The 21,087-nt window shown below is 66.6% G+C and carries 22 protein-coding genes; 13 read left to right on the forward strand and 9 right to left on the reverse strand.

Annotation, left to right across the window (positions count from 1 at the left end; genetic code table 11):
- Positions 1–827: 827 nt before the first annotated feature.
- From fliA to ASE91_RS15025, 8 genes are all read right to left on the reverse strand, one after another.
- Complete coding sequence (gene fliA / locus ASE91_RS14990; protein WP_056627467.1) at positions 828–1,574, reverse strand: RNA polymerase sigma factor FliA; 747 nt, start codon at positions 1,572–1,574, stop codon at positions 828–830.
- On the reverse strand, positions 1,571–3,670 hold the full coding sequence (gene flhA, locus ASE91_RS14995) for a flagellar biosynthesis protein FlhA (RefSeq protein WP_200911268.1): 2,100 nt from the start codon (positions 3,668–3,670) through the stop codon (positions 1,571–1,573). The genes fliA and flhA overlap by 4 nt, the downstream gene beginning before the upstream one ends.
- Complete coding sequence (locus tag ASE91_RS15000) at positions 3,670–4,581, reverse strand: hypothetical protein (protein WP_056627470.1); 912 nt, start codon at positions 4,579–4,581, stop codon at positions 3,670–3,672. Before ASE91_RS15000 ends, flhA begins: the two co-directional genes overlap by 1 nt.
- A gap of 214 nt (positions 4,582–4,795) precedes the next feature.
- A complete protein-coding gene (locus ASE91_RS15005) occupies positions 4,796–5,134 on the reverse strand; it encodes a hypothetical protein (RefSeq protein ID WP_056627472.1) in 339 nt (112 codons plus the stop codon).
- A complete protein-coding gene (flgM, locus tag ASE91_RS15010) occupies positions 5,121–5,426 on the reverse strand; it encodes a flagellar biosynthesis anti-sigma factor FlgM (protein ID WP_056627475.1) in 306 nt (101 codons plus the stop codon). Before flgM ends, ASE91_RS15005 begins: the two co-directional genes overlap by 14 nt.
- A 102-nt stretch (positions 5,427–5,528) precedes the next feature.
- Positions 5,529–6,062 carry a flagella basal body P-ring formation protein FlgA gene (locus tag ASE91_RS15015; protein WP_056627478.1) on the reverse strand — a complete coding sequence of 178 codons (534 nt, stop codon included), beginning with the start codon at positions 6,060–6,062 and terminating at the stop codon, positions 5,529–5,531.
- Positions 6,059–6,607: a hypothetical protein gene (locus ASE91_RS15020; protein WP_056627482.1), complete on the reverse strand. Its 549-nt coding sequence runs from the start codon at positions 6,605–6,607 to the stop codon at positions 6,059–6,061. Before ASE91_RS15020 ends, ASE91_RS15015 begins: the two co-directional genes overlap by 4 nt.
- Positions 6,604–7,257, reverse strand: a complete 654-nt coding sequence (locus tag ASE91_RS15025; RefSeq protein WP_056627485.1) for a motility protein A — start codon at positions 7,255–7,257, stop codon at positions 6,604–6,606. The genes ASE91_RS15020 and ASE91_RS15025 overlap by 4 nt, the downstream gene beginning before the upstream one ends.
- 193 nt (positions 7,258–7,450) lie before the next feature.
- Here ASE91_RS15025 and flgB point away from each other — a divergent pair, with 193 nt between their 5' ends.
- The 13 genes from flgB to ASE91_RS15090 all read left to right on the forward strand — a co-directional run bounded on the left by flgB (position 7,451) and on the right by ASE91_RS15090 (position 18,265).
- On the forward strand, positions 7,451–7,801 hold the full coding sequence (flgB, locus tag ASE91_RS15030; RefSeq protein WP_056002797.1) for a flagellar basal body rod protein FlgB: 351 nt from the start codon (positions 7,451–7,453) through the stop codon (positions 7,799–7,801).
- A gap of 3 nt (positions 7,802–7,804) precedes the next feature.
- Positions 7,805–8,212 (forward strand): flagellar basal body rod protein FlgC, encoded by a 408-nt coding sequence (gene flgC / locus ASE91_RS15035; RefSeq protein ID WP_056399052.1) that lies wholly within the window; start codon positions 7,805–7,807, stop codon positions 8,210–8,212.
- Between the two features lie 2 nt (positions 8,213–8,214).
- Complete coding sequence (locus tag ASE91_RS15040; RefSeq protein ID WP_056002803.1) at positions 8,215–8,889, forward strand: flagellar hook assembly protein FlgD; 675 nt, start codon at positions 8,215–8,217, stop codon at positions 8,887–8,889.
- Positions 8,890–8,923: 34 nt separating this feature from the next.
- Positions 8,924–10,219: a flagellar hook protein FlgE gene (locus tag ASE91_RS15045; RefSeq protein ID WP_056002805.1), complete on the forward strand. Its 1,296-nt coding sequence runs from the start codon at positions 8,924–8,926 to the stop codon at positions 10,217–10,219.
- 53 nt (positions 10,220–10,272) lie between these two features.
- Entirely contained in the window at positions 10,273–11,025 is a 753-nt protein-coding gene (locus tag ASE91_RS15050; protein WP_056002808.1) for a flagellar basal body rod protein FlgF, read from the forward strand.
- Between the two features lie 12 nt (positions 11,026–11,037).
- Positions 11,038–11,826 carry a flagellar basal-body rod protein FlgG gene (gene flgG, locus ASE91_RS15055; protein ID WP_056399062.1) on the forward strand — a complete coding sequence of 263 codons (789 nt, stop codon included), beginning with the start codon at positions 11,038–11,040 and terminating at the stop codon, positions 11,824–11,826.
- On the forward strand, positions 11,807–12,496 hold the full coding sequence (locus tag ASE91_RS15060; RefSeq protein ID WP_056627488.1) for a flagellar basal body L-ring protein FlgH: 690 nt from the start codon (positions 11,807–11,809) through the stop codon (positions 12,494–12,496). Before flgG ends, ASE91_RS15060 begins: the two co-directional genes overlap by 20 nt.
- Before the next feature lie 8 nt (positions 12,497–12,504).
- Positions 12,505–13,596 carry a flagellar basal body P-ring protein FlgI gene (locus ASE91_RS15065; protein ID WP_056002816.1) on the forward strand — a complete coding sequence of 364 codons (1,092 nt, stop codon included), beginning with the start codon at positions 12,505–12,507 and terminating at the stop codon, positions 13,594–13,596.
- Positions 13,593–13,952 carry a rod-binding protein gene (locus ASE91_RS15070; RefSeq protein WP_056627492.1) on the forward strand — a complete coding sequence of 120 codons (360 nt, stop codon included), beginning with the start codon at positions 13,593–13,595 and terminating at the stop codon, positions 13,950–13,952. Before ASE91_RS15065 ends, ASE91_RS15070 begins: the two co-directional genes overlap by 4 nt.
- Complete coding sequence (gene flgK / locus ASE91_RS15075) at positions 13,949–15,277, forward strand: flagellar hook-associated protein FlgK (protein ID WP_056627495.1); 1,329 nt, start codon at positions 13,949–13,951, stop codon at positions 15,275–15,277. Before ASE91_RS15070 ends, flgK begins: the two co-directional genes overlap by 4 nt.
- 8 nt (positions 15,278–15,285) lie before the next feature.
- Positions 15,286–16,263 carry a flagellin N-terminal helical domain-containing protein gene (locus tag ASE91_RS15080; RefSeq protein ID WP_056627497.1) on the forward strand — a complete coding sequence of 326 codons (978 nt, stop codon included), beginning with the start codon at positions 15,286–15,288 and terminating at the stop codon, positions 16,261–16,263.
- Positions 16,264–16,392: 129 nt separating this feature from the next.
- Positions 16,393–17,256 (forward strand): flagellar motor stator protein MotA, encoded by an 864-nt coding sequence (gene motA, locus ASE91_RS15085; protein WP_056399073.1) that lies wholly within the window; start codon positions 16,393–16,395, stop codon positions 17,254–17,256.
- 4 nt (positions 17,257–17,260) lie between these two features.
- A complete protein-coding gene (locus ASE91_RS15090; protein ID WP_082454059.1) occupies positions 17,261–18,265 on the forward strand; it encodes a flagellar motor protein MotB in 1,005 nt (334 codons plus the stop codon).
- Positions 18,266–18,274: 9 nt separating this feature from the next.
- Here ASE91_RS15090 and ASE91_RS15095 read toward each other — a convergent pair whose 3' ends face one another.
- Positions 18,275–21,079, reverse strand: coding sequence for a hypothetical protein (locus ASE91_RS15095; RefSeq protein WP_056627500.1), 2,805 nt, complete (start codon positions 21,077–21,079; stop codon positions 18,275–18,277).
- Positions 21,080–21,087 lie beyond the last annotated feature (8 nt).

Genomic DNA, 21,087 nt, shown 5'->3' on the forward strand with positions numbered 1-21,087 from the left:
CTGCCGCCGTTCCCCCTTGCATGAAGGCGGCGGCAGCGGTCCTCCCGTTAACGGGACCGGCCCCCGGCGACGGAAACGTCGCCGGGGGTTTTCGGCGTCCGCCGCACGCGCCCGGACTCTATATATACGGCGCTCCACCGACACGCCGATCGCACCCGGCAAATCCTCCCCGCTCGCGTGGAGGGGGACGTAGCGGCGAACAGCGCCCTGCCGGGGGCAGGGCGCAGCCGCGAAGTCGGTTTGCAGAACGAGCCGGCCCAATATCCGGGCACAGCAAACTCCTCCCCGCCAGCGGGGAGGGGGACCATCCGCAGGATGGTGGAGGGGGATGGCCGCAGGCGAGCCGGCCATGGCATCGAACCGCAAACATCGCGCATTCCGTCCGCGCCCCGCCGTACCCCCGGGCAGGCGGGGGTCCAGAGCCAAGCAAAACNGGGTACGGCGAAAGGTCGCTGATCGGGCGACGTTCGCAAGGGCCAAGATCATGCCCGAGGTACCATGCCGGGCATGAACCGGCCGCGAACCGAACGAACAGGCAGCGTACCAATCGCGGCTTTCCTACAGCCCGCCAATCGGGCCAGGATCAAATCCACACGATCGATCGCGGCACAACGCCTGTCCACCCGCGAACGTCACCCCGGACCTGATCCGGGGTCCCGCTTCTTCTCAACGTCTGTCGAGGCACCACCCCATCGCACCGGGTGTCAGTTGCAACGGAATCGCAACAATGCGAAAAGCGCGGCAAGTGTGACCTTTGTGACCTTTGGACGCAGAAACGGGGCCGGACCTACGCCCAACCCCGCCTAAATATCGAATATCCCAATCACTTACCCCGTCGCGCGCGCCAACGCCTTTTTCAGCTTCTCATGCGCCGATTTCTTGATCTGGCAGATGCGCGCCGCGCCGACGCCCAGCACCTGTCCGATTTCCTCGAGGTTGAGTTCCTCGACATAATAGAGCTGGATCACCTGCGCCTCGCGTTCGGGCAGCGCGGTGATCGCGGCGATCAGGGCCTCGCGCAACTCGCCCTCGGCCAGCGCCTCGAACGCGTCGGGGCCGTCGTCCATGAACCACGGCGCTTCGTCGGTATAGACGTCGTCGATCGAATCGAACTGCACCGACTGGACATCGGCATAGTCGGTCCGGAGCTTGCCCAGCGGCACGTCCAGCCGCCCGGCGATCTCGGCGGGCACCGGCGCGCGGCCCAGTTCCTGCGTCAACGCCGACACCGCCTTCGCATAGTCGCGCCGCCGCTTCATCGCCCCGCGGCTGATCGTCGCCTGCCGCCGCAGTTCGTCGATCATCGCCCCGCGCAGCCGCGTGGCGAGATATTGTTCGAACGTCACCGCGCCGCGATCCTCGAACATCGGCACCGCCTCGACCAGCGCGACCAGACCGATCTGCACCAGATCCTCGACATCGACCATCGTGCTCATATGGCCATGGACGTGCCACGCGATCCGCCGGACCAGCGGCAGGTGCCGCCGGACCAGCGCATCGGCGTCGTTGGGCCGGGTCCGCCGCGTATAGGTCGCGGCGTTCAGCTCGGGCTGCGGAAAGAAGGGGGCGTTCATGCGGGAATGGCCTCCGGTGCGCCGATGACGGCGACGACTTCGACTGCCTTGTCTTCGGGAACTTCGAAGAAGCTCATGACCGGGGTGTCGGGCAGGCACGACTTGACCAGCTTGCGGACGGCGACGCGGATCGACGGTTGCACGACCAGCGCGAACGGCTTGGCCTCCGCCATCAGCGGCTGGGCGGCATGGGTCAGCGCGTCGATGATGCGCCGGCCCAGATCCGGCTCGATCGCGTTGCGCCGCGACGGATCGCCGCGCATCGCCTGTCCCAGCAGCGCCTCCAGTTGCCCTTCGAGCGTCATGACGCGCAGCGGCTCGCGCACGCCGCACAGCTTCTGGATGATGAGCGCACCCAGTTCGGGCCGGATCAGCTCGACGATCTCTTCGGCATCCTGCGTCCGCTGCGCGACGACGGCGATGGCGGCGGCGATGCGGCGGAATTCCTTCAGCGGGATATTCTCGGCCAGCAGCGCGCGCAGCACCTGCGTCAGCGTGGTCAGCGTCAGCGGCTGCGGGCACAGCGCGGCCACCAGGCTCGCGGCACGATCTTTCAGGCCATCGAGCAGCGACTGCACCTCGTCCGGACCCAGCAGCTCGGTCGCGTTGACCGTCAGCACATGGTTCAGATGGGTGGCGACGACCGTCCCGGCATCGACCACCAGATAGCCGGCACCGGTCGCGGCATCGGCATCGCCCGGCTGGATCCAGATCGCGTCGAGGCCGAAGGTCGGGTCCTTGGCGGTCTTGCCCTCCAGAAAGCCGCCGACCGCCTGTCCGGTGTCGAGCGCCAGCATCTCGGTCGCTGACGCCATATCCTCGCCGACGACGACGCCGCCGATCGAGATGCGATAGGTATAGGGGGCGAGGTTGATGTCGTCGCGCACCTTCACCTGCGGCACGACGAAGCCCAGATCCTTGGACAGCTGGCGACGCACCCCGGTGATCCGGCTCATCAGCGGCGCGCCCTTGCGCTCGTCGACCAGCGGCACGAGCCCGTAGCCGATGTCGAGCATGATGTGGCAATTGTCGTTGACCTCGTCCCAGCCGATCTTCGACAGGTCGGCCGGTTCGGGCAGCGCCTCGACCGGCGGGGCGGGGGGCGGCGCATTCTTCTGCTTGGCCAGCTTCCACGATGCGAAGCCGGCGATGCCGGCGGCCGGCGCCAGCACGAGGAACGGCATCCCCGGCAGCATCGCCAGCAGGCCGAGAATGCCTGCGACCGGCGCCCAGGTGCGGTGCGACGCGAACTGCGATCCGATCTGCCCGGCGAGGTCCTGTTGCGAGGTGGAGGTGACGCGGGTGACGATGGCGGCGGCGGCGATCGACAGCAGCAGCGACGGCACCTGCGCGACCAGCGCGTCGCCGATCGCCAGCAGGATATAGGTCTGCGCCGCCTGTCCGACCGCCATCTGGTGGCTGACGACGCCGAGGATCAGGCCGCCGACGATGTTGATGGCAAGGATCAGCAGGCCGGCGACCGCGTCGCCCTTCACGAACTTCGACGAACCGTCCATCGCGCCGTAGAAATCGGCTTCGGCCCCGGTCTCGATGCGCTTGGTCCGCGCTTCGTCGGGGGTGATGAGGCCGGCGTTCAGGTCGGCGTCGATCGCCATCTGCTTGCCGGGCAAGGCGTCGAGGGTGAAGCGCGCCGACACTTCGGACACGCGCCCGGCACCCTTGGTGACGACGATCATGTTGATGATGATCAGGATCGAAAAGACGAAAAGACCGACGACATAGTCGCCGCCGATCAGGAAGCTGCCGAACGCCTCGATGACATGGCCCGCCGCCGCTTCACCCTCATGGCCGTGGACCAGCACGACGCGCGTCGATGCGACGTTGAGGCCGAGGCGGAACAGCGTGGCGAACAGCAGGACCGTGGGGAAGGCGGAGAAGTCGAGCGGCTTCTGCGCATTGAGCGCGACCATAAGCACCGCGATCGAGATCATGATGTTCATGACGAAGAAGATGTCGAGCATGAACGCCGGGATCGGCACGACCATCAGCAGGACGAGCAGCAGGATCGCGCCGGGCAGCGCCGATTGGCGCAGCGCGGGCAGGATGCTTTTCGGATCGCTCAGGATCGCCTGCATCACGCGGCTCCCAGATTGGCGAGGATCGAATAGGCCAGCCGCGCCGATTCAGGCGTCGGGCGATACAGCGAAGCCATCTGCGCCGGGTTCGCCCCGCCAGTGCCGTTCCCGACGCCGCCACGGCCGCGGACCACGTTCAGATTGGCGATGGTCGTCGCCAGCCATGCCTCGTCGCCGCCCTGCGCCTCGTTGCCCATGATGACGTCGCCGCTAAAGCCGTTGAGCATGACGGCGGGCTGCTGCATCCGGTTGACCGGAAAGCCGCCATCCTCGACGCCGCTGCCGCCGCCGGTCTTCGCTCCGCGATCGAGCTTTGCACCCATCCGTTCGTAGATGTCGCCGAGCGAGCGCGGCTGGCCGCCGGGCGCGAAGAAGATCGACCGGTTCGCGCGGGCGGCGGCGGGGAACATTGCCGCCGCCGACCGGTCGGGATTGGCCTGCATCGACGTCAGGAACTGGCGCGCGCCGCCAAGGCCGAGGAAATGCGCCATATACAGGTCGGTGCCGGTCGCGTTGCGGCCCAGCGCGCCTTCCAGTGCGGATTTGTTGTCGGCGGCATGTTCGGCCGCCATCAGCGACGATGCCTGAGGGTCCTTGCGCAATTGCAGGATCGCCTGACGGGTCGCAGGGTCGGCGACATAGTAACGGCCGTTGCTCCCCTGGCGGATGCTGTCCGACGCCCACCCCATGCCGTGCTCGGCACCATGCGCCTTGACCACGCCCAGCCAGCTTTGTTCGACGAACTGATACAGCCCGGTCGCCGAAGAGGTCGCGGCGCGCGCGTTGGTGTGCAGGCCGCTTTCGACCTGTGCCTGACCCAGCAGGAAATTGAAATCGATGCCCGTCCGCGCGCTCGCCGTCGCGATCGCTGCATGGACGTTTGATCTGGCTTCTACCGGAACGACATTCATCGGGCTGTGCTTCGCTTCCCCTGTTCGGGAGAACATTCAGCAAGCAGCGTGCCAGTTTTGCATTTCCAGCGTCCGCCCCACGAAGCGCGCCATCCGCCCCGCCCCGAAACGTCATCCCAGCGCAGGCTGGGATCTTCCGGTGATAGCATCCCGCAAGAGCCGCATGAGACCCCAGCCTTCGCTGGGGTGACGTGCCAGACGGCTGGTGCAGCGCCTACCGATACGCCGTCGCCGCCATGCGCTGCGGCGTGCCGGCAATGCTTGGCCGGTAGGCCGGCAATCCGCCGCCGGTCAGCTGGTCGATGCGCCGCCGGACGTTGGCGGTCATCAGATTGACGTAGATGCGCGCGGTCTCGTTCAGCCGCTGCGCCTCGCGCGCCAGCGTTTCCAGTTCGGCGTCGAGCGGCACGTCGTCGTTGGCGGCAACCGCCTCGATCCCCTGCAGCTTCATCGCCGTCGCGGTTTCCAGCGCGGTGACATCGTTCGCCTGCAACGCGGCGATTTCCGCATGCAGGCTGTCGATGATCTGGATCAGCGCATCACGCCGGTTCATTGCTGTTCCAATCGAGTTTCAGGGCGATGAGCCGGTCGGCGATGGTGGCGGGCGACAACGGGAAACGGCCCTCGGCGATCGCCTTGCGGATCGTCGCGACCCGGTCGGTATCGACCGGTGCCGATGCCGACATGGCGGCCGCCGTCGTGCCCCCCGACAGGATCGCCACGCCGGTCTTCGCCACCGCGCTGTCCGGCGCCGGCGTCGCTGCGGCGCGTGTCTGCCCTTCGGGGCGTGCGATGGCACGCTGCCCGATCGACGATACCGGCCTTGAACCGACTGAATCTACCATGTCCCCGTCCTTCACGAACTGCTGACATGAGGAGAAACGACGCCATGGCGAACTTCTTTAGCAAAAATTACTGCGGATCGATTTTTTGTCGATTTTGCCGTGTCAGCGATCGAAACCGGGCAGGGCGGCGCGGCCCGATTCCATCGCGATCGCCTGGATCGGTGGCTTTGCGGGATCGACCTTCACCATCAACCGGCCACCGACCGGCGCATCGCCCATCGCCACGCCGTCGCGGGTGATCGAAAAGCCCTCGGCCCCGGCTTCGACCATGATCGGGTCGCCGCGGCGGATCACCGGTTCGGGCTTGGCGGGGGCGACGACGGCAACGGCCGGCGCGGGGCGTTCGGGAAGGGCGCGGGCCAGCCGGCGGACCGGGACATAGACCTTCCATGCCGGTGCCATGCAGTTGACGACCACCGCATCCTGCCGTTCCGACAGCCAGCTGAATTGCGGCATCGTGCATTTCGCCAGCTTCAGCCGGGAATCGACGCGCATCTGCGCGCCGCCGTCCATGCCGATGCTGGCACCGGTGAACTGCACGATCGCTTCGTCGAGCTGCGCGGTCGACTGGAAACTCTGCGCCGCGACGGCGGGGGCGGCAGTCAGCAATGCGATGGTCAGGATCGGGCGGATCATCGGTCGGCTCCATTGGCGGGGGCGGCAACCGGCGCCTGCCGGTCGGCAACGGCTTGCCGGTCGCCGGCAAAGCCCAGATCGATCTGGACGCCGCGCGTGCCGGTGGCCGGCGGGGCAAAGGCGAGCTGGTCGGGCTGTACCGCGCCATCGGCGACCAGCGCGGTCGCGACGGTCCGGGCGCGGTCGCTGGCAAGGATCGCGGCGCTGCCGGTCAGCGGGTCGACATCGCCGGCGGTGCCGCCGGTCAGCGTCACCATGACCCGCGGGTCGGTGGCGGCGGTCCGGACGAACTCCACCGTCCGGGCATAGCTGGCCGGCATGGCGGCCGATCCCGTGGCAAAGCCGTCGACGATCCCGCGATCGAGCGTCATCGGCGCGGCATCGGCATCGAACCCGGCGCGGATACCGGCGGTCAGCGCCTTCCGGTCGACCATCTGCGCCGCCTGCAGGAACACGAAGAATCCGACCAGCAACAGCGATAGATCGGCCAGCGTGGTCAGCCATAGCGGCCGGCCGGGGGCGACATCGAACTGCGACATCTTCATTCTGCGGCCTCCCGGAAATGCGGACGTTCGCGGCGGGCCAGCGCGACCAGCGGCCCTTCGAACCGGCTGCGTTCGAACGCCTCGATCCGCGCCATCCGCCGCAGCCGTCCTGCGATCGGCATCCCGATCAGCGCGGCGACGATCGCGCCGTACAGCGTCGACAGCAGCGCGACCGCCATCGCCTTGCCGATCGCGGTCGGATCGGTCATCGCCATGAACATCTGCACCAGCCCGACCAGCGTGCCGATCATGCCCAGCGCCGGTGCCAGTTCGGCGACCGCCGCCCACATGTCGGCGGCGGCGAGGTGGCGCTCGGCACGCGCGGCGTTGCGATGGCTCAGCGTCTCGCCGACCGCATCCGGCCCCGCGCCATCGACGATCGCGGCGATCGCTTCGGCGATATCGGGATCGGCGATCTGCGAACGGTCGAGCGTCAGCACGCCGTGCCGCCGCGCGATCCGTGCCAGCGCGGCGATCTGTTCGATGCCGGCATCGGCGGCAAACGGGCGGCGCGGCAGGGTGGCGATCGCGCGCAGGGCACGACCCAGATCGGCGAACGGCGTGCGGATCGCAATCGTCAGGATGGTGCCGCCGATCACGAACAGGGCGGCCATCGGATCGGCATAGGGGGCGAGCAGCGTCAGGTTCATGCCCGCTGTACTGCAAGGGCAATGCCAGTTTGTGCCCGGCAATGGCTTGCCGGGGCGCGGCGGGCGGTTGCCGCGATCATGGTTAAGGTCGCGCCGATACCGGTCGCGGCACGGGGATGCGTGAAACTGGCACGCGCTTTGCTGTGATCGGTGGGGACGCGCATCCGGCGCGCCGCTTGGGGACTTTGGGCCGATGGCCGACAACGCTCTGTTCGGGATACATGGTGCCGCGCTGGAAGTGCGGGCGCAGCGCATGGGGATGCTGGCGTCGAACATCGCCAACGCATCCACGCCCGGATTCAAGGCGAAGGACGTCGATTTCCGCGCGGCGCTGGCCGGGGCGGAACGCGGCGGCAATGTCGACGGCGCGATCGACCGCAACACGCTGTACCGCCTGCCGCTCCAGCCCTCGATGGATGGCAACACCGTCGAACTGGCGACCGAACAGACCGCGTTCGCGGAAAACGCGGTGGCGTATCAGACGACGCTCGCGTTCCTGAACGGCCGCATCTCCACCATCACCCGCGCGTTGAAGGGGGAATAAGCGATGGCTGCTCCGATGAGTATCTTCGAGGTATCGGGCCGCGCGATGTCCGCACAGCTCGTGCGGATGAATACCACCGCGTCGAACCTCGCCAACGCCGGCGCGGTCGCGACGACCGAGGCGACCGCCTATCGCACGATGAAGCCGGTGTTCCGCACCAGCTTCGACGCCGCCAGCGGCCTCGCCACCGTCGATGCCCGGCAGATCGTGCAGGCGGGCGAGACCCCGGCCAAGCGCTACGACCCGAGCAACCCGCTGGCCGATCCCGAAGGCAATGTCTGGGAAGCGGCCGTCGACGAACCGCGCGAGCTGGTCGACATGCTCGACGCCGCCCGCACCTATCAGAACAACGTCGAAGTGATGTCGACCGCCAAGTCGCTCATCACCGAAACCCTCCGTCTGGGACGCTGATCATGGCCACCACCTCGGTCCAGAATATTCCGCAACTCGACGCCGCGAAACAGGCGGCGGCAAAGTCCAAACTGGGCCAGCGCTCGCTGGGTCAGGATGACTTCCTCCGCCTGATGACCGCGCAGCTTCAATATCAGGATCCCTTCAACCCCACCGACAACGGCCAGATGGTCGCACAGATGGCGCAATTCTCGTCGTTGTCGGGGATTACCGAGATGAGCTCGACGCTCAAGACGCTGGCCAACAAGATCGGTGGCAACGGCACCAGCGATGCGGTGTCGTGGATCGGCAAGGCGGTGCTGACCGACAGCCCGACCGCGACCGCCGACAATAACGGCAACGTCAACGGCGCGGTCGAACTCGACGCCGATGCCGCCAAGGTCCAGCTGGAGATCCGCGACGCCAGCGGCGTGGTCGCGCGCACCGTGTCGATGGGCCCGCAGCCCAAGGGCATGGTCGATTACCAGTGGGACGGCACGACCGACAGCGGCACCCCCGCCGGTGCCGGCCCCTACACCATCGCGGTCGCCGCATCGGATACGAGCGGCGTCGTGGTCAAGGCCCGCAACCTCGCCTGGACGGGCGTGTCCTCGGTCATGCCGAACGGCGGCAAGCCGACGCTGACGCTGTCGAACGGGTCGCAGGTCGCGGCCGACACCGTCCGCAAGATCGCCTGATCCCTAACTTTACGAATTCACGCAGGAGCCTAGCATGTCCTTCTATACCTCGCTGTCCGGCCTGAAGGCCTCTCAGGTCGACATGGCGTCGATCGCGCACAACCTTGCCAACGTCGGCACCACCGGCTTCAAGAAGAGCCGCGCCGAATTCGCCGACGTGATCGCGTCGAACCTCGCCGTCGCGCCGACGCAGATGGTCGGTTCGGGTACGGTGGTGAAGGGCAATCGCCAGCAGTTCGGCGAAGGCAACCTCGTCCAGTCTTCCTCGTCGCTCGACATCGCGATCGCCGGCGACGGTTTCTTCACGCTGAAGCCCGATCCCAACAAGCAGGGTCTGGCCTTCACCCGCAACGGTTCGCTGCGCGTCGATTCGAACCAGTTCGTCACCGATGCGCAGGGCGCGCGGTTGCAGGTCTATCCGGTCGATGGAAACGGCAACGTTATCGCGACGACGCGTGAATCGCTGACCGATCTCGTACTCGCCGGAACCTCCGGCAAGCCGAAGGGCACTGACAATGTGACGCTTGGTCTTAATATGAACGCACGTTCGGTCGTTCCGGCGACTAGCGACTTCAGCCGGTTCGATTCCAGCAGCTACAACGAAGCGATCTCGACGACCGTGTATGACGGCGCCGGCAATCCGATGACGATGACGACCTATCTGAAGCGGACGACGCCACCGGTCGTTACCGTGCCCCCCGCTGCCGAGGATCTGTCGAGCACCTGGGAGGCACACAGCTTCGTCGGCGACAAGCCGATGACCGTTGGCACCGGTGCCGCCGAGACCCCGGTGGTTACGGTCCAATTCAATGCCGCCGGTCAACTTGCCGCGCCGGTCGTCAGCACCTTCAACTCGTTCATGCCGCCGAGCGGCGTGGCCCAGCAGCAGATCAAGCTGACCGTACCGGTCACGACCGAATCGACCACCAAGCCGTTCAAGGTCGCGCAGCAGCTGCAGGACGGTGTCGAGGTCGGCCGTCTGCAGGGCGTCACGATCAACGAAAAGGGCGTCGTCACCGCCAGCTATTCGAACGGCGATACGAAACCGCTCGGCCAGGTCGCGATCGTCAACTTCTCGAACGCGTCGGGCCTGCGCCAGATGGGCAACAGCAACTGGCAGGCGACCGGCCTGTCGGGCGATCCGACCTTTGCCAGCTCGGGCGAAAACGGCGCGGGCTCGCTGATGTCGGGCATGATCGAAGGGTCGAACGTCGACATCACCGAGGAACTGGTCGGCCTGATCGCCGCACAGCGCAACTTCCAGGCGAACTCGAAGGCGCTCGATACCTCGAACCAGATCACGCGCTCGATTCTCGATCTGCGCGCCTGATGGAACTGGCATGGCCCTTGCTGTGAAGCAGGGGTCATAACACGGAGGCTTCGATGGACCGGCTGGTCTACACCGCGATGTCGGGATTGCGCGGGCACATGGCGTCGCAGGCCACGATCGCGAACAACATCGCGAACGGGTCGACGATCGGCTATCGTGCCGACAAGGTCGATTTCGAACAGTTGTTGCTCAAGGGCAAGAACGGCGAACTCGAATCGCGCTCGCCTTCGTCGGAGGAGGTGCGCGACATGGACCGGCGGGCGGGGGCGATCCTCGCCACCGGTCGCTCGCTCGACGTCGCGGTCGAGGGCGATGCGTGGATGGCGGTGCAGGGGCCGGACGGCACCGAAGCCTATACCCGCCGCGGCGACCTGCAGGTTACTGCCGCCGGCACGCTGGAGACCGGCGATCGCTTGCCGGTCATGGGGGTGGGCGGTCCGATCACCGTGCCGCCCAGCCAGTCGATCAACATCACCGCCGATGGTCGCGTGATGATCGTGCCGCAGGGCGCGCCGCCCGGTACGCCCGATCAGGAAGTCGGCCAGATCAAGCTGGTCAGCACCGCCGGCAGCGACACGGTCAAGGGCATCGACAATCTGCTGCACGTCCGTGGCGGCGGCACCCTGCCCGGCGACATGACCGCCAAGGTCCGCGGCGGCGCGCTCGAACAATCGAACGTCAACATGACGCAGGCGCTGGTCGACATGATCGAGAACCAGCGGTCCTACGAAGTGCAGGCCGGCATGCTGAAGCAGGCGAAGGAAATGGATGAAGCCTCCGCCAACCTGATGCGCGTCCAGAGTTAAGGGGAACACGACATGGCCAATGCAGCACTGCATATCGCGCGCACCGGGCTGGATGCCCAGGATACGCGGATGCGCGTCATCTCGAACAACCTGGCGAACGTCAACACGACCGGGTTCAAGCGCGACCGCGCGTCGTTCGAGGCGATGAGCTATCAGATCATCACCGCGCAGGGGGCCGCCTCGACGCAGGAATCGCGCTACGCCACCGGCCTGAACCTCGGCACGGGTGTCCGCGTGCAGGGGACCGCGAGCATCCAGACGCAGGGATCGCTCGCCACGACCGGCAACGCGCTCGACGTCGCACTGGAAGGCGACGGCTTCTTTCAGGTGCAGCTGCCCGGCGGCCAGATCGGCTATACCCGCGCCGGCAATTTCACGCGCTCCGCCGAAGGGTTGCTGGTCACCACCGACGGACATCAGGTGATGCCCGGCATCACCCTGCCCGAGGGCGCGACCTCGATCACGATCGGCGGTGACGGCACCGTCAGCGCGACCATCCCCAACCAGACCGAAGCGACCCCCGTCGGGCAGATTCAGGTCGCGAGTTTCGCCAATCCCGCGGGATTGCAACCGGCCGGGGACAATTTCCTGACCGAAACCGGTGCGTCGGGCGCGGCGCAGCTCGGTGTCGCCGGCCTCGAGGGTCGCGGACGCATCCGGCAGGGGATGCTCGAAAGCTCGAACGTCAACGTCGTCGAGGAACTCGTCGACATGATCGAGACGCAGCGCGCCTATGAGGTCAATTCGAAGATGATCTCGGCCACCGACGAGATGCTGAAATATGTCAATCAGAACATCTGACGCCGCGCGCGCCGTCGCGCTCGCCATCGTGGTGCTGGCAGCCATGCCGGCAGATGCCCGCCCCCTGTTCGGCAGGAAATTGCCGCGCGAATCCTACGCCGCCACCCCGCCCGCCGCGCCGGTCGTTCCGGTCGTCGCGACCGGCGCGATCTTTCAGGTCGAGCAGGGCTATGCCGCGCTGTACGAGGGATGGCGCGCGCGCAAGGTCGGCGATCCGCTGACCATCAGTCTCGTCGAGCGCACCAGCGCGTCGAAATCGGCCGGATCGAAGCTCGACAGCAATGGCGGCTTCTCGATCACGCCGCCCTCGGTCGGGCCGCTGTCGTTCGACCCCAATATCGCCAAGGCATCGGGCGGCCGCAATTTCGGCGGTACCGGATCGTCGGATCAGACCAACGCGCTGTCGGGCGAATTGTCGGTCACCGTCGCCGAAGTCTATCCCAACGGTACGATGCTGGTGCAGGGGCAGAAGCGGGTGACGCTGAGCCGCGGGGATGAGGTCGTCGCGATCAAGGGGATCGTCCGCATCGCCGATGTCGATGCGAACAACCGCGTGCCGTCGACCCGCGTGGCCGATGCCCGCATTTCCTACACCGGCAAGGGCGATGTCGCCCGCGCCAGCCGGCAGGGGTGGCTCAGCCGCTTCTTCCAGGTCGTCAGCCCGTTCTAGGACTGTCCATGCGCTTCCTGCTCGCCATTTTCGCCGCCCTCCTGATGATCGCGCCCGCCTCGGCGGAGCGGGTCAAGGACCTTGGCCGTTTTCAGGGCATCCGGTCGAACCAGTTGACCGGCTACGGCATCGTCGTCGGCCTGCCCGGCACCGGCGACGACAATCTCGAATATACCGTACAGTCGGTGAAGGCGATCGCCTCGCGCATGGGACTGCAACTGCCGCCCGGCGCCAATCCGGGGATGAAGAACGCGGCGGTCGTGCTGATCACTGCCGAACTGCCGCCCTTCGCCAAGCCTGGCCAGCGGCTCGACGTGACGGTTGCCTCGATGGGCAAGGCCAAGTCGTTGCGCGGCGGTGCGCTGATCATGACCCCGCTGCTGGGTGCCGATGGTCAAATTTACGCCATGGCGCAGGGCAATCTCGCGGTCGGCGGTCTGGGTGCCGAGGGTGCCGACGGATCGAAGATCGTCGTCAACATCCCGTCGACCGGCCGTATCCCCGAAGGGGCGACGGTCGAACGCATGGTCGACACCGGCTTCGCGACCGCCCCCACGCTGACCTTCAATCTGGCGCAGGCCGATTTCACCACTGCGCAGAATGTCGCGGGTGCGATCAACCGGCGCTTCGGCGCGGGCACCGCGACCGCGATCGACGCGGTGTCGGTCGCGCTGCGTGCCGCACCCGGTGCCGACACCCGCGCGATGCTGATGAGCGAGGTCGAGAATATTCCCGTAGAATCGGCCGAGACCGCCGCACGCGTCATCGTCAACGCCCGCACCGGTACGGTCGTCATCAACTCGGCGGTGCGGGTCGCGCCCTCTGCGGTGACGCACGGCAAGCTGACGGTGAAGATCGACGAAAACCAGCGCGTCAGCCAACCCGCCCCGTTGAGCCAAGGCCAGACCGCCGTCGAACAGAAGAGCGGCGTCACGGTCGAGCAGGAGGTCAAGCCGATGTTCGTGCTCGCGCCCGGTCCCAAGCTGGCCGATGTCGTGAAGGCGATCAACGCGATCGGCGCATCGCCCGCCGATCTGGTCGCGATCCTCGAAGCCCTGAAGGAAGCGGGTGCGCTGAAGGCGGAGCTGGTAGTCCTGTGAGCGTGATCGGCGCGACGACCCGCGTCGGGGTCGACACCACCCGCATCGGCAACAAGGACAATCTGAAGGCGGCCGGACAGCGGTTCGAATCGGTCTTCACCGGCATGATGCTGAAATCGATGCGGCAGGCGAAGCTGGCCGACACCCTGTTCGACAACAAGGCCGCCGGTCAGTTCCGCGATATGTGGGACCAGAAGGTCGCCGAAAACATGTCGGTCACGACGCCGCTGGGAATCGGCAAGGCGATGACCGAGTTTCTCGCCCGGTCACAGATGGTTAACGTGGCCGATGCCAATAATCCCGCTCAAGCCCGGACCGATTCGGTCGTTACTTCGGGTGAAGGGAAGAGCGGATGAGCGACCTGCTGTCGATCGGGGCAAGCGGGGTCAGGGCGTATCAATCGTCGCTGACCACGACGTCGGACAATATCGCGAACGCCGGCACCACCGGGTATGTTCGGCGGACGACGTCGCTTGCCGAAATCGGCGTGGGTTCGTCGCGGCAGATTTCTGGCAGCGGGGTGACCGTTACCGGCGTCGCGCGGGCCGCCGACGTCTTCCGGTCGCAGGAAGTGCGCCAGTCGACCTCCGACGTGTCGCGCAGCGATGGCGGCATCGTGTGGATGGCGCGGATCGAGGATGCGCTGACCAGCCGCGCGCTGACCGATCGCATGACTGCCTTCTTCAACAGCGCCACGGCCCTGTCCGCCGACCCGTCGGCCGATGCGCCGCGCCGGTCGATGCTCGAATCGGCGGAAAGCGTCGCGCAGGCGTTTTCGGGCACGATCGGCGCGCTCGACGAAACGGCCGGCAATCTCGACCTCAATGCCGATAACGCGGTCAGCAAGCTCAGCAACAATGCGGCAGTGCTGGCCCGGATCAACGACGGTCTGTCGCGGGTTTCGAAGGGATCGACGGGCGAGGCGCAGCTGCTCGATCAGCGCGACCTGATGCTCGACGAGATGAGCGAGATGACCGACATCGACGTCAAGTTCGATACGACCGGTCGGGTAACGGTGCGGGCGGGCGGCGCGGATGGCCCGCTGATGGTCCACGGGATCGAGGCGTCGACGGTCCGGTTCGAACGCGACGAAGACGGCGCGCCGGTGTTCACGACCATGCGTGGCGGCACCGAAAGCATTTTGATCCCGCGCGGCGGCGCGCTGGCCGGTATGGTCGACGGCGCCAAGCGGATCAGCGACATGCGCAAGGAGGTGGTCGATGTCGCCACCGATTTCGTCATGGACGTCAACGGCGCGCTCGCCAGCGGCGAGGATCTGAACGCCGCTGCCGGTGCGCCGATGTTCGCGATGGAACCGACCGGGCGCGTGACCCGCATCATGGGCGACCCGGCCAAGATCGCGGCGGCGACGGCGGGGCAGGGGCCGCGCGACAGCGGCAACCTGTCGAAGCTGTTCGACGCCCGCCGCAACGGCCTGTTCGAACAGCGGGTGGTCGCACTGCAATCGAGCAACGGGTCGGCACTGAACGCGCGCAAGACCATTGCCGAGGCACAGGGTGCGATCCGCGATTCGGCGGTCGACGCGCGCGATTCGGCGGCGGGCGTGAACCTCGACCAGGAAGCGGTGAACCTGATGCGTTTCCAGCAGGCCTATCAGGCGTCGAGCCGCGTAATCCAGGTCGCGCGCGAAACGTTCGATACGCTGTTCGCGATCCGATAGGACGACCGATGCAAATCTCCACCGCCAACTTCTACAATCGCGCCACGAACCAGATGACGCGGCTGAACGGCGACCTCAACCGGCTGAACACCGAATTGTCGACGCAGAAGCATTTGAAAGTCGCGTCGCAGGACTCGGCGGCGTGGATGATGCTGGGCGGGATCAAGAAGGACGAGGCGGACTCGAACGCCTTCCGATCCAACATCACCTTGTCGCGCGGATTGCTGGCGCAGGCCGATACGGCGCTGGGCAACGCCGACGAACGGCTGGTGCGCGTTCGCGAACTGACCGTTCGCGCGGGCAGCGATACGCTGAATGCCAAGGACAAGGTGGCGATCGCGACCGAACTCGATCAGATTCGCGAAGGCCTGCTGGCGATCGCCAACGGTCGCGACGTGCGCAATCATCCGGTGTTCGGCGGGACCGGCGACGTGGCCTTCGCCAAGGACGCGACGACCGGCGAGATCACCTATACCGGCAACGCATCGGTCGCGAACGTCCGCATCGGCGAGGCGAGCGAGATGCAGGTCGGCATCGATGGCAGCCGGGTGTTCAGCGGGGCCAATGGCGGTGTCGACATCTTTGCGTTGATCGACGATCTGAAGACGGCGATGGAGATGCCGACCGACAAGCCGGTGGTCGATCCGGCGGTACCGGTCGACCCGGACGCCCCGGCCTTCGACGTCGACGCCGCTCGAAAAGCCTATTCGGCGAAGATCGGCACTGCACTGGGCAAGCTGGATACGGCCGAGGCACAGGTGACGGCGGCGCGTGCCGCCAACGGCGCGCGCGCGGCACGGCTGGAGATCGAATCGAGCCAGCTGGAAAATATCGGCATCGACCGTGAGGAAGCGCGCAGCGCGCTGGAAGATACCGACATTTCGACGACGATGGTCGAGTTTCAGAAGACGTTGACGATTCTCAGCGCAACGCAGGCCAGCATTTCCAAGTTGGCGGGCATGTCGCTGTTCAACTATCTGAAGTGACGGCAATGAACCTCGCCCGACGGTAAATTGTCGGGTGGTAACGATTTCTCGACGTCTATCGGCCACAAGGGACGGGTGATGCGACGCAGACAGCGGCGCAACGGATCGTAACCCAGGGGCAAGCGCCATATGTTTCCGGCCATCGGCTTCGTCGTCCTTCTCGTCATGGTGTTCGGCGGGTTCGCCTTCACCGGTGGCGATCTTGGACCCGTGCTGCACGCCCTGCCGCACGAAATGCTCATCATCGGCGGCGCGGCGGTGGGCGCGCTGATCATCGGCAATTCGGGTCGCGAGCTGAAGGGCATGGGCGGCGGCTTCATGAAGGTGCTGAAAGGCCCCAAGTACAAGAAGCAGGATTATCTCGACGCGATCTTCCTCGTGTCGAAGCTGATGAAGATGCTGCGCGCCGAAGGACCGATCGCGCTCGAACCCCATGTCGAGGACCCGAAATCATCGTCGGTGTTCGGCGAATATCCGCGGCTGGTGAAGGACCATACGCTGGTCAACCTGATCGCCGATACGCTGCGTCTCGTCGTCGTGTCGTCGGGTACGCTCGACGTCCATGCGGTCGAGGAGGTCATGGATAACGCCATCAAGACCCATCACCACGAGGAACAGGGACCGCAGGCGACGTTGCAGGGCCTTGCCGACGCGCTGCCTGCGCTCGGCATCGTCGCGGCGGTGCTCGGCGTGGTCAAGACGATGGGATCGATCGACAAGCCGCCGTCGGTCCTGGGCGGCATGATCGGGTCGGCGCTGGTCGGTACCTTTCTCGGCATTCTGCTCGCCTACGGTCTGGTCGGACCGCTGGCCGGCCGGTTGCAGCAGGTGATCGACGCCGATGCCGCCATCTATCACACCGTCAAGCAGATCATCATCGCCTCGCTCCACGGCCATCCGCAGCCGCTGGTGATCGAAGCGGCGCGTTCGGGCATCCCGCACCACAACCAGCCCGGTTTCGCCGAAGTCTTCGACGGCCTGCGCGGACGCTGATCCCATGGCGAAGGCACCCCACGGCAATAATCAGCCGCCCCCCGTCATCATCGTCAAGAAGATCATCGCCGAGGGCCATGGCGGCCATCACGGCGGTGCGTGGAAGGTCGCCTATGCCGACTTCGTGACGGCGATGATGGCGTTCTTCCTGCTGATGTGGCTGCTGGGTGCCACCACCGAGAAGCAGCGCAAGGGACTGGCCGATTACTTCACCCCCTCGCTGGTCACGGTGAAGGCCGGTGCAGCGGGATCGAACGGGCTGTTCGGCGGCGAATCGATCGTCGACAAGGACAGCTATCCGCACCGCGCCGCGCAGACGGGCACGCGGTCGCTGACCATCCCGGTCGATGCCAATGGCGGCGAAAAGGCCGGTTCGGGCGAAAAAGGCCGGCTGAAGAACAAGGCCGAAATGGCCGAGGCCGATCGCAAGGCGTTCGACAAGGTGAAGCGCGAACTGAAACAGAAGCTGCAAGCCAGCCTAGAACTGCGCAAGCTCGCCAATAATGTCCGGGTCGTGCCGACGCATGACGGCGTGCGGATCGATCTGGTCGACAATGCCGATTATTCGATGTTCTCGCTGGGCACGACCGCGCTTGCCCCCGAAGCGTCGAAGCTGATGGCGCTGATCGCCGAGACGGTAAAGGACCTGCCCAACACGATCATGATCCGGGGGCATACCGATTCGATCGCCTATGGCCGGCGCGAGACGATGAACAACTGGATGCTGTCATCGGGCCGGGCGGAGGCGACGCGGCGCCGCCTCGCGGTGGCCGGGGTCGGCGAACGCCGCTTCGAACGGATCGAGGGCGTGGCCGATCGCGAGCCGATGGTCGCCAAGGACCCCTATGATCCGCGCAACCGCCGCGTCGCGATCACGCTGCTCTATCAGGAAACGGCCGGGTTCGGCGGGCGTCGCATGGCCAGCACCGACAGCGACGCCCCCGCGCGGGCCGATGTACCGCGCCCCGGCGTCGAACACGCCGAAGGAGAGCGTTCGGAGGCGCATTGATCGGGCGGATCAGAAGAACAGCTTGCGGAAGGTCAGCCGCACGACGCGCCCGGTCGCATCGCGATAGCCGGGCTGATAGTTGATCGGCACCACGCCGTTGGCGTCGGTCACCCGCTGGCGCGCATTGAACAGATTGTCGACACCGATGCTGATCCGCGCGCCGCGCAGCCAGCGATTGTCGCGGACCAGTCCGGGTTGCTGGCCCAGTTCGATCCACGACCGCAGCCCGACCCGCGCGAGACCGCCGAAATCGAGCGTCTGGCCGGTGCCGTTGGCACCGCCATTGACCTCGGTCCCCGACTGCCAGTTGACGGTCACCCGCGCGCCCAGCCCGTCGCGAACATAGCCGCCGTTGAAATCGATCTGGTGGCGCGGGGTGCCGCCATTGTCGTCGACCGCCGACCCGTTCAGCAGGTCGAGTTCGGGCAGGCCGGACCGGATCACGATCGTGTCGGTCAGGTTCACGCTATGATAGACGCCGAACCACAGCCGGCCGCCGCCACCGCCACCGCCCCCGAAACCGCCGCGCCCGCCACCGCCGCCGCCGAACCCGCCGGGGCCGCCAAAGCCACGTCCGGCGCCACCCGGACCACCGCCGCCCGGCCCGCGTCCTTCGCCGGCACCGGGCGGTGGCGGCGGCGCACCGGCCGCTTCCGCTGCTTCCCGCTCGGCCCGGCGGCGTTCCATGAAGGCGCGCCGCTCGGCCTCGGCCGCGCGCGAACGGGCGGTGGTGATCCGTTTGGCGAAGTTGACGCCGTAGCGCAGCACGCTGCTGTCGGCGCGCGCGAAATTGACCGGGCGTCCATCGACGCGGGTCAGGACGCCGCTGACCGGATCGCGGGTGAAGCGATCGGGAAAAGCGTCCTGAATCTCGGCGGTGATCGTCGGGAAGGTGCGGATCGGGTTGTCGGTGTGGTTGTTGGTATAATCGAACTGGAACGAGATATCGCGCTCGCTCCACGGCTTCAGGTTCACCCCCAGTTTCAGGACGCGGCTGTCGCTTTGCACCAGATCGGGGTTGCCGCCGCTGATCGCGGTGACGTCGACCGTCTGGCCGAGGACATAGTCGAAGCGGCGGACGAAGGGCGTGGTGATGAACGGGTTGCCAAGCTGCTGCTGCGACGGCGCATTCTGTTCGTGACTGATCGATGCCAGCACGCGCAGCGCGGTGATCGGTTGCCAATTGAGGCCGTAGCCGTACGAGGTCAGCGTCCCGAAGTCCGACAGCTGCTCGACTTCCGCATTGGCGTTCAGCGACAGGCGGCCGAGCGCGGACAGGACGTCGCGCGCGGCATTGGCGATCGGCAGGTCGATATTGGCGCGTATCGACCCGCTGTCGCGGCCGAGATCGGCGGCACTCGCCACCCCGGCGCGCACCGAATCGCTGCTGAAATCGCTGGTCGTGCCGGCGATGCGGATGCTGGTGCTGGCATCACCGGCGGGCAGCGAGAAGGGCGATCCGGCGACGAGGCCATTGATGCCGGCGATGCTGGACACCGATTTCGCGCGATCGGCGGTGCGGATCAGGTTGCCGAGATCGCCGAACGGGCTGAACGTGCCCGCACTGACCGCTGCCTGGATATCGGTCACGTCGACGCCGCGATCGGTGCGGGTGCTGGTTTCGATGCGGTCGTAATTGCCGTTCGCGGTCCAGCGCCACCGGCCGAGATCGCCGTTCAACGCGAAACCGGCGTTGGCGGTCGTCGTCTCGCCATTCTGGACCAGCGGCTCGGCCTCGGCATAGCGCCGGACGATCACCGTGCTGGCAAAGGGTGAGAGCGGCGCGTTGCCGGGCAAGGTGAGCGAGATGGCGGGCAGGCCGAGCAGCGATTCGGTGCGGTTATGCTCCACCCGCCCGGTCACCGTCGCCGCAACATTGCCGAAGATGCTGCGCGCATAGACGCCGTTGGCGGAAAAACGGTCCACCGCGCCCGACAGCGTCCGGAACGGCGTGGTGTCGGTGACGCGCGGTGTGTTGGCTCCGGCGGCAAATCCCGCCAGCGTCGGCGCGCCGTCCGGCACCGCCGCGACGGTGACGGGGGTGCCGGCCAGCGCGCTCAGCCCCGGATCGATCGCCGCGCCATTGGTCGTGCCGGTCACGTTGCCGATCAGATCGTACGGCGTGCCCGACGTGTTCGGGATGATGCCGCGTTCGCTTTCCAGCAGGTTGCTGGTCGTCTCCGCCTGCAGGTTCAGGTTGAAGCGTTTGTCGCGGTCGATGCGGACGAGACCCGCCTCGGCCTCGACATTGCTCGATCCGCCTTCGGTCGGTACGCTGCCCTGTAATTCGCCGGTATAGCTGCGGAAACGCGGGCGCAGGACGAAGTTGATGACCTTCTGGTCCGACCGATAGCCGAATTTCAGCGCGACTTCTTCCGGAAGGATGTCGACGCGCAGGATTGCCTCGGTCGGAAGGTCGCGGACTTCCTGAAAACCCGCCGAACGCCGTCCGTTGACGAGAAAGACCGGCTCCCCGCCGCGCACCGATTGCAGCTGCGGCGCGAGTTCGGCGACCAGTTCCGCGACCGAACTGACGCCGTAGGAGCGGATGTCGGCCGGCGACAGTTGCAATTCGGGCTTGATGTCGCCCGGCACCGATCCGGGGGGCGGGCGGCCGGTGACGACGATCTCTTCGGCTTCGCTTTCGGTCTCGGTGCCGCCGGCTCCGGCAGGATCGGTCGGTTCACCCGGTTGCAGCGCGGTCGGGGTCTGAGCGACAGGGGCCTGCGTGGTTCCCGCGACCGGGGCGGTCTGCGCCGCCAGCGCAGCCGGTGCCGACCCCAGTGCCAAAACCGCCAATGTCCACCGCGCCATGCAAAACC

The organism is Sphingomonas sp. Leaf62 (genome assembly GCF_001421915.1).
Taxonomy (GTDB): Bacteria; Pseudomonadota; Alphaproteobacteria; order Sphingomonadales; family Sphingomonadaceae; genus Sphingomonas.

Bases quoted from the DNA above. Each gene is read 5' to 3' on its own strand.
- fliA (WP_056627467.1), bottom strand. From the start codon at position 1,574: ATGAACGCCCCCTTCTTTCCGCAGCCCGAGCTGAACGCCGCGACCTAT.
- flhA (WP_200911268.1), bottom strand. From the start codon at position 3,670: ATGCAGGCGATCCTGAGCGATCCGAAAAGCATCCTGCCCGCGCTGCGC.
- ASE91_RS15000 (WP_056627470.1), bottom strand. From the start codon at position 4,581: ATGAATGTCGTTCCGGTAGAAGCCAGATCAAACGTCCATGCAGCGATC.
- ASE91_RS15005 (WP_056627472.1), bottom strand. From the start codon at position 5,134: ATGAACCGGCGTGATGCGCTGATCCAGATCATCGACAGCCTGCATGCG.
- flgM (WP_056627475.1), bottom strand. From the start codon at position 5,426: ATGGTAGATTCAGTCGGTTCAAGGCCGGTATCGTCGATCGGGCAGCGT.
- ASE91_RS15015 (WP_056627478.1), bottom strand. From the start codon at position 6,062: ATGATCCGCCCGATCCTGACCATCGCATTGCTGACTGCCGCCCCCGCC.
- ASE91_RS15020 (WP_056627482.1), bottom strand. From the start codon at position 6,607: ATGAAGATGTCGCAGTTCGATGTCGCCCCCGGCCGGCCGCTATGGCTG.
- ASE91_RS15025 (WP_056627485.1), bottom strand. From the start codon at position 7,257: ATGAACCTGACGCTGCTCGCCCCCTATGCCGATCCGATGGCCGCCCTG.
- flgB (WP_056002797.1), top strand. From the start codon at position 7,451: ATGGCCGACAACGCTCTGTTCGGGATACATGGTGCCGCGCTGGAAGTG.
- flgC (WP_056399052.1), top strand. From the start codon at position 7,805: ATGGCTGCTCCGATGAGTATCTTCGAGGTATCGGGCCGCGCGATGTCC.
- ASE91_RS15040 (WP_056002803.1), top strand. From the start codon at position 8,215: ATGGCCACCACCTCGGTCCAGAATATTCCGCAACTCGACGCCGCGAAA.
- ASE91_RS15045 (WP_056002805.1), top strand. From the start codon at position 8,924: ATGTCCTTCTATACCTCGCTGTCCGGCCTGAAGGCCTCTCAGGTCGAC.
- ASE91_RS15050 (WP_056002808.1), top strand. From the start codon at position 10,273: ATGGACCGGCTGGTCTACACCGCGATGTCGGGATTGCGCGGGCACATG.
- flgG (WP_056399062.1), top strand. From the start codon at position 11,038: ATGGCCAATGCAGCACTGCATATCGCGCGCACCGGGCTGGATGCCCAG.
- ASE91_RS15060 (WP_056627488.1), top strand. From the start codon at position 11,807: ATGTCAATCAGAACATCTGACGCCGCGCGCGCCGTCGCGCTCGCCATC.
- ASE91_RS15065 (WP_056002816.1), top strand. From the start codon at position 12,505: ATGCGCTTCCTGCTCGCCATTTTCGCCGCCCTCCTGATGATCGCGCCC.
- flgK (WP_056627495.1), top strand. From the start codon at position 13,949: ATGAGCGACCTGCTGTCGATCGGGGCAAGCGGGGTCAGGGCGTATCAA.
- ASE91_RS15080 (WP_056627497.1), top strand. From the start codon at position 15,286: ATGCAAATCTCCACCGCCAACTTCTACAATCGCGCCACGAACCAGATG.
- motA (WP_056399073.1), top strand. From the start codon at position 16,393: ATGTTTCCGGCCATCGGCTTCGTCGTCCTTCTCGTCATGGTGTTCGGC.
- ASE91_RS15090 (WP_082454059.1), top strand. From the start codon at position 17,261: ATGGCGAAGGCACCCCACGGCAATAATCAGCCGCCCCCCGTCATCATC.
- ASE91_RS15095 (WP_056627500.1), bottom strand. From the start codon at position 21,079: ATGGCGCGGTGGACATTGGCGGTTTTGGCACTGGGGTCGGCACCGGCT.